The sequence below is a fragment of the Gammaproteobacteria bacterium genome (assembly GCA_003696665.1).
GTDB lineage: Bacteria > Pseudomonadota > Gammaproteobacteria > Enterobacterales.
On sequence record RFGJ01000285.1, the window covers coordinates 1 to 6,403 of the forward strand.

Annotated in this window: 6 protein-coding genes; 1 reads left to right on the forward strand and 5 read right to left on the reverse strand. The window is 51.3% G+C overall.

What is annotated here, in order from left to right:
• Nucleotides 1–1,328: 3-deoxy-7-phosphoheptulonate synthase class II (locus D6694_07780; protein ID RMH42591.1), on the reverse strand; the 1,328-nt coding region annotated here is incomplete at its 3' end.
• Between the two features lie 71 nt (nucleotides 1,329–1,399).
• Nucleotides 1,400–1,750 carry a hypothetical protein gene (locus tag D6694_07785; GenBank protein ID RMH42592.1) on the reverse strand — a complete coding sequence of 117 codons (351 nt, stop codon included), beginning with the start codon at nucleotides 1,748–1,750 and terminating at the stop codon, nucleotides 1,400–1,402.
• 300 nt (nucleotides 1,751–2,050) lie between these two features.
• On the opposite strand from D6694_07785, the gene radA reads away from it, so the two are divergent.
• A complete protein-coding gene (gene radA / locus D6694_07790) occupies nucleotides 2,051–3,412 on the forward strand; it encodes a DNA repair protein RadA (protein ID RMH42593.1) in 1,362 nt (453 codons plus the stop codon).
• 28 nt (nucleotides 3,413–3,440) lie between these two features.
• Here the strand turns inward: radA and ettA are convergent, their stop codons facing one another.
• From ettA to D6694_07805, 3 genes are read right to left on the reverse strand one after another with little or no spacing between them, the layout of a single operon-like run.
• Nucleotides 3,441–5,105 carry an energy-dependent translational throttle protein EttA gene (gene ettA, locus D6694_07795; protein RMH42594.1) on the reverse strand — a complete coding sequence of 555 codons (1,665 nt, stop codon included), beginning with the start codon at nucleotides 5,103–5,105 and terminating at the stop codon, nucleotides 3,441–3,443.
• Nucleotides 5,106–5,116: 11 nt separating this feature from the next.
• Nucleotides 5,117–5,578 (reverse strand): MaoC family dehydratase, encoded by a 462-nt coding sequence (locus D6694_07800; protein RMH42595.1) that lies wholly within the window; start codon nucleotides 5,576–5,578, stop codon nucleotides 5,117–5,119.
• A gap of 60 nt (nucleotides 5,579–5,638) precedes the next feature.
• Complete coding sequence (locus D6694_07805) at nucleotides 5,639–6,373, reverse strand: GGDEF domain-containing protein (GenBank protein RMH42596.1); 735 nt, start codon at nucleotides 6,371–6,373, stop codon at nucleotides 5,639–5,641.
• Nucleotides 6,374–6,403: the final 30 nt, after the last annotated feature.

Consider the following 6,403-nt stretch of genomic DNA (forward strand, 5'->3'; position numbering starts at 1 on the left):
CCTTGGCGCTCGAATGTCTGCTGCCACCGTTCGGCAAATCGAATAATCACTTCCATCGCCTGTGCCGGTGTCAGGCGTGGATCAACCTGCGTAGTATAGTTTTTGTTCAGGTCGGCATGTCGGATCCCGCTTACTCCGCCGATACATTCAGTGACATTGTCCGCACTCGTTTCAAGGTGGAGACCATGTAATCGACTACCACGATCCGCATGAATTTGTATCGCGCGTTCGATTTCTCGAACAATGTCGGCGACATTTCGGTATTTGCGATGGTGAACGTCAGTTTGTGTGTTGCCATGCATGGGGTCGCACAACCAGATGACCGGGAAGTCATGTTGCTCCGTGACGTCGAGAAGTTTGGGCAAATATTGGGTGATTTTTTTGGCGCCAAAGCGATGGATTAAGATCACGGTTCGGTTGGGATGGTGGTGTGTTAATCGTTCGAGAATTTTCACAAGCCAGTCCGGGCTCATTCGCGGACCAACCTTAATCGCCACAGGATTGGCCAGACCGCGTAGGTATTCGATGTGCGCACTCTGTGGTGTGGCCGTTCTCATGCCAACCCAAGGTAAATGGGTTGACAAACAATACCACTGCCCGTTGATTTGTCGTGTCAGGGCGGATTCGTAACGAAGCAGTAAGGCCTCGTGGCTTGTATACAGTGACGGGCTTTGGACAATTTTTTGCGCCCCAAGCTCTGACACCCACCGGAGCGATTGCTGCGCTTGCCGGATGTGTTTGCCAAGCGTGGGGTGGTGCTTTACTTCCAATGGGATCGATTCATCGTTTAGTAGATCCGCCTGAACAAGATCATCTGATAATGCTCGGATGTAGTTTAATGTCAATGACGCCAGCCCATAGCCGCGAACCATTCGATGTGGGTCCGGGGTGCGCGCCGCCTCCGTGAATTCTGGGGCGTTGACAAGTTCGCCTCGGAAAGCTGGTAACGAAACGTTATTTCGAGTCTCGGTCACAGCCGAGCGCGGCTTGGCATATTGGCCGGCAATTCGACCAATGGTCAGCACCGATTTTTGGGTTTGGTGACCAAGCAATACGGCGAGTTGGTTTAAAAGCCATACTTTTCGCCTGATTCGGTCGGCAGTGCAATCGCTGAAAGCTTCTGAACAATCTCCGGCGTGAAGTATCAATCTTTGTCCGCGTTGAACCTCTAGAAGTTTCTGTTTGAGCGCTTCAACTTCCGCTGGCGTCACTAATGGTGGCAGGCCAGATAGTTCGTGACATACCTTGGCCAATACGGCTTGGTCGGGATAATCGGGTTGCTGCTGGAGGTCGTAGTCCTGCCATGAAAGCGGGTGCCAGTCAGACATATTGGTTTGGTGTGAAGCGGCTGCGCCTTGCTGCCATTGTAACCGAGTCTGATTGGCGTTGCAGCCAAAGATTAGTCCTCGTCCAAATCATCATCAATGTCAGAATCATCCTCTAGCTCGGCCAGAGCTTCCTTGAGGATTTTTTGAATCATTGGATCGGCAGGACGCTCATGAGTTCCGCAAAGATCGCATAACAAAGCAACTGGATTGTTTTCTAAACGTTCGATGCTGATTTCTTCACCACACTTCTTGCATAGCCCGTACGTGCCGTCCACAATCCGTGCCAGTGCGCTATTGATACGGTTAATACGCAATTTGATTTCTGGAATAGGATTGTCCGGATCCATATTTTGTTGGAGAATTTCCAGCTCTTTTTCCAGCTTTTCCTCAAACTTGAGAAATAGATCGCGATCGATGCTCATGGTCACCTCAGACAAATTGGGTTGTTGGGTCCAGAGACAGCAAAAACGCGCTTAATTTACTGTCACCTGGCCAGTAACGCAATGGTTTTTTCATGCCAACTGGAATCCGAAATAAGCTTTTGGCGAAGCATTCAAAGCGCTGGCAGAGCACTCTATCCAGACCATGATACGTCATATGTCGAGGCCATCTAACGTTTCGAGTTCAATGAGGACCGATTGCTTGACATCAATTTTAATGTTAGGTCGATACGATTTTGTTTGGCACAATGTCATTAATCTGGGGACTGATTGGTAGGCACAATGGCAAAAGCCAAGCGTCAGTTTACTTGCACTGAGTGTGGTGCGATTGCAAATAAATGGATGGGGCAATGCCCTGATTGTCAGCGCTGGAACACAATGGTGGAAACGCTGTTGGAGTCGGCGACAACGTCGCCAAGGTTTCAGGGTTATGCGGGTGAAAGGAGTCAAGTCCAGCGCCTTGGTGAAGTGGCACCATCGCAAAAAACGCGTGTCACTACTGGATTGTCCGAGCTTGATCGCGTGCTTGGCGGTGGGTTGGTGAGCGGTAGTGTCATCTTAATCGGTGGCGACCCAGGGATAGGCAAGTCAACATTGCTCCTTCAATGCCTTGGACATTTGAGCCAACAATACCAGACCCTGTACGTCACTGGCGAAGAGTCCGCAGAGCAGGTTTCACTTCGTGCTGCCCGCCTCCAATTGAAAAGAGACAACTTGCTGTTGCTCACTGAGACACAAATTGAGCATATTCTGTCCACAGCGAAGACATTAGCCCCATCGGTAATGGTGGTGGACTCGATTCAGACTATTTTTACCGAACACTTGGGCAGTGCGCCAGGCGGCGTGGCGCAGGTCAGAGAAAGTGCTGCGCAACTTGTGCGTTTTGCAAAACAAACACAAACCGCTGTATTTGTGGTGGGGCATGTCACCAAGGACGGCGCTTTGGCTGGACCGAGGGTCCTCGAACATATGGTCGATACTGTGTTGTATTTTGAGGGTCAAGAAGACAGTCGATACCGTGTGATTCGAGCGGTTAAGAATCGATTTGGCGCGGTCAATGAACTGGGCGTATTTGCCATGACTGAGACTGGCTTGAAGGAGGTCAAAAACCCGTCTGCAATCTTTTTGTCACGTTATCAAGATCCGGTGGCAGGAAGCGCGGTGACCGCCACTTGGGAAGGCAGCCGGCCATTGCTGGTCGAAGTTCAGGCATTGGTTGATCAGTCGTCACTTGCCAATCCTCGCCGTTTGGCACTTGGATTGGACGCGACAAGACTTGGCATGTTGTTGGCGGTACTGCATCGGCATGGTGGCGTGGCATGCCATGATCAAGATGTCTTTGTCAATGTCGTCGGTGGCGTGCGGGTGGCCGAAACCAGCGCCGACTTGGCGTTACTGCTCGCTGTCGTGTCAAGCTTACGAGATAGGCCCTTGCGAGATCGGTTGGTGGTGTTTGGCGAAGTGGGACTGGCGGGCGAAGTTCGGCCTGTTCCATTCGGTGTTGAACGCCTTCGTGAAGCCGCCAAACTCGGTTTTTCTCAAGCCATTGTGCCAGCCGCCAATGTGCCCAAAAAACCGCTGGATGGGATCACGGTGCAGGGCGTGCAATTTGTGTCTGACGCCCTGCCGCATGCCTTCGATTGAAGTTGGATGTGGGTGGTCCTGGCCGTGATTAGGCCAATGGTTTATAACGAATTCGATGGGGTTGTTCAGCATCAACGCCGAGTCGGCGCTTGCGATCCGCTTCGTAATCAGCGTAGTTGCCTTCAAACCACACAGTTTCGCTGTCGCCTTCGAATGCGAGGATATGGGTGGCCACCCGATCGAGGAACCAACGATCGTGTGAAATGACCACGGCACAGCCTGGAAACGCTAAAAGTGCCTCTTCCAGCGCGCGTAAGGTTTCGACATCGAGATCGTTGGTTGGCTCGTCAAGGAGTAGCACATTGCCGCCACTGCGTAACAGCTTGGCCAAATGCACACGGTTGCGTTCTCCGCCGGACAAGTCACTGATGCGTTTTTGTTGGTCAGCACCGCGGAAGTTGAAGCGTCCGACATAGGCGCGTGAGGGAATCTCGTATTGACCGACACGGATAACATCAGAGCCGTCGGAGATTTCTTCCCACACCGTCTTGTTCGGATCAAGATTGTCTCGGTGTTGATTGACGTAGGCAATTTTCACCGTGTCGCCAATAATAATTTCACCGGCATCAGGCTTTTCCTCGCCAGTAATTAAACGGAACAGGGTCGTCTTGCCCGCACCATTTGCGCCGATCACGCCGACGATGCCACCGCGCGGGAGTCTGAAGTTGAGATCTCGATAGAGGAGACGATCGCCGTAAGCCTTGACCACATGATGTGCTTCAATGACCTTGTCGCCGAGTCGTGGTCCGGGTGGTATGTAAAGCTCTTGGGTTTCGTTTCTTTTCTGAAATTCCTGGCTTTGCAGTTCTTCGAAACGCTGGAGACGCGCTTTGGCCTTGGCATGCCGTCCCTTGGGATTGCTTCGCACCCATTCTAATTCTGCCTGAATGGCACGCTGCCTTGCTTTTTCTTGGCGTGCCTCCATTTCCAGGCGTTTTTCCTTTTGCTCCAACCAAGAAGAATAGTTGCCTTCCCATGGGATGCCGTGTCCCCGATCCAGTTCGAGAATCCAGCCAGCGACATTGTCAAGGAAATACCGATCGTGGGTGACGGCGACGACAGTACCTTTGTATTCCGCTAAAAACCGTTCGAGCCAGGCCACAGATTCTGCATCCAGATGGTTGGTCGGTTCATCTAGCAGTAACATGTCTGGTTTTGACAACAGCAACCGGCACAATGCTACGCGTCGTTTCTCGCCCCCAGATAACTTGGTGACATCGGCGTCCCAGGGCGGCAGTCTGAGCGCGTCTGCGGCGATTTCCAAGGTCCGCTCAATGTCCCAACCATCGCAGGCGTCAATTTTGTCTTGTAATTCACCTTGCTCTGCCAGCAACTTGTCAAAATCTGCATCTGGGTCGGCAAAGGCGGCGCTGATTTCGTTAAATCGTTGAAGCAGCTCGAGGATGGGACGTACGCCATCTTCCACGTTGCCTCGGACATCTTTATTTGGATCCAGTTCAGGTTCTTGCGGCAGGTAGCCAACGCGAATGCCGGGTTGTGGGCGTGCCTCGCCTTCATAATCTTTATCTACCCCTGCCATAATACGAAGTAGCGTGGATTTGCCAGCACCGTTCAGACCGAGGACGCCAATCTTGGCGCCTGGAAAGAAGCTCAGTGAAATATCCTTGAGAATCACACGTCCTGGCGGTACCACTTTGCTGACACGGTGCATGGTGTAGATGAATTGCGCCATGACACGACTCCTTAGGTAATAATCAGAACAATCAGATCGGCGGTGAGCGCGGGTTTTTTCTCGCCTTCGATTTCAATGGTATTTTCGGTTTTGATGAAATGCATGCCACGTCCGCGTGATTTGACTTCGACAAGCTTCACATGTCCGCGAATGCGCTGTCCTGATTTGACTGCGTTCATAAACCGCACCCGATCGAGACCATAATTGATCACTTGCTTGGCTTCAATCGGGATATGATTGGCATGCATATGGATTGGCGACAATAACGACAAAGTAAGGAAGCCATGGGCAATTGTCTGGCCGTAGGGGCTTTCCTTCGCTGCTCTGGCTTCGTCGACATGAATCCATTGATGATCGTCCGTGCAGTCGGCAAATGCATTGATGCGTGCTTGATCGACTAGAATCCAATCAGAAGTTCCTAAGTGTTGACCAACTTTCTGTTGCAGATCGGCAAGTGTCAAACGTTGTTCCATGGTCTCAAAAGTCAACTAACAGGCACAAAGGCCGCATTCTACCATTCAAGTGGTAACCTGTCAGTCTTCAGGCTGTTGTGACGCTTTGGAAGCGACAATCGTGTCACGACCACTTCGTTTGGCTTGATAGAGCCGTTCATCGGCGCGCGCGATCACTGAGTCGACGGTGTCTGACAGCTTGGCTTCGGCAATACCAATAGAAACGGTATGTTGGTAGCCTGGTGGTAGTAATGCAATTTGAGCACTTTTAAAGGCCTGTCGAATGCGCTCCATGGGAATGTGGGCATTTTCAACAGTCGTGTGCGGCATGATGCAGATAAATTCTTCTCCTCCCCAACGACCAAACCAATCCGATTTGCGCAAACTTTCGCGAGCAATTTTACAAAACGTCTTGATCACTTCATCCCCTGTATTGTGCCCAAATTGGTCGTTGATGGCTTTGAAGTGGTCCAAATCCAATATGGCGATCGAAAGCGGGCATCCATATCGACTCAAAAGCTCCAACTGCTGGAGTAGTATGTTATTGATGTGATGGCGGTTGTAGACGCCCGTTAGGGCATCCGTCGTGGCCAACCGTTCAATAATGCGGTTGGCACGTTCCAAGTCAGCAACACGTTTTCGTAATCGCCGTCTTAAATTGGCTACGTCCTGCGAGGCCATAGAGAAACTGAGCAGCACGATGGAGAAAAATAGCCACACCTGCCACCAGGGTAAGCCTGCATACTGGGAGTGCGCATTGACGACAGCATTCATGTAGAGACTCAGTAGCAAAGAGCCACTAATTGATAAAGACATCCATGTAATATGGCGGTGTGTCAGCTTGAA

Excerpts from the sequence above, each read along its gene's own strand:
- D6694_07805 (RMH42596.1), bottom strand. The coding sequence starts at position 6,373 with ATGTCTTTATCAATTAGTGGCTCTTTGCTACTGAGTCTCTACATGAAT.
- D6694_07785 (RMH42592.1), bottom strand. The coding sequence starts at position 1,750 with ATGAGCATCGATCGCGATCTATTTCTCAAGTTTGAGGAAAAGCTGGAA.
- D6694_07800 (RMH42595.1), bottom strand. The coding sequence starts at position 5,578 with ATGGAACAACGTTTGACACTTGCCGATCTGCAACAGAAAGTTGGTCAA.
- ettA (RMH42594.1), bottom strand. The coding sequence starts at position 5,105 with ATGGCGCAATTCATCTACACCATGCACCGTGTCAGCAAAGTGGTACCG.
- radA (RMH42593.1), top strand. The coding sequence starts at position 2,051 with ATGGCAAAAGCCAAGCGTCAGTTTACTTGCACTGAGTGTGGTGCGATT.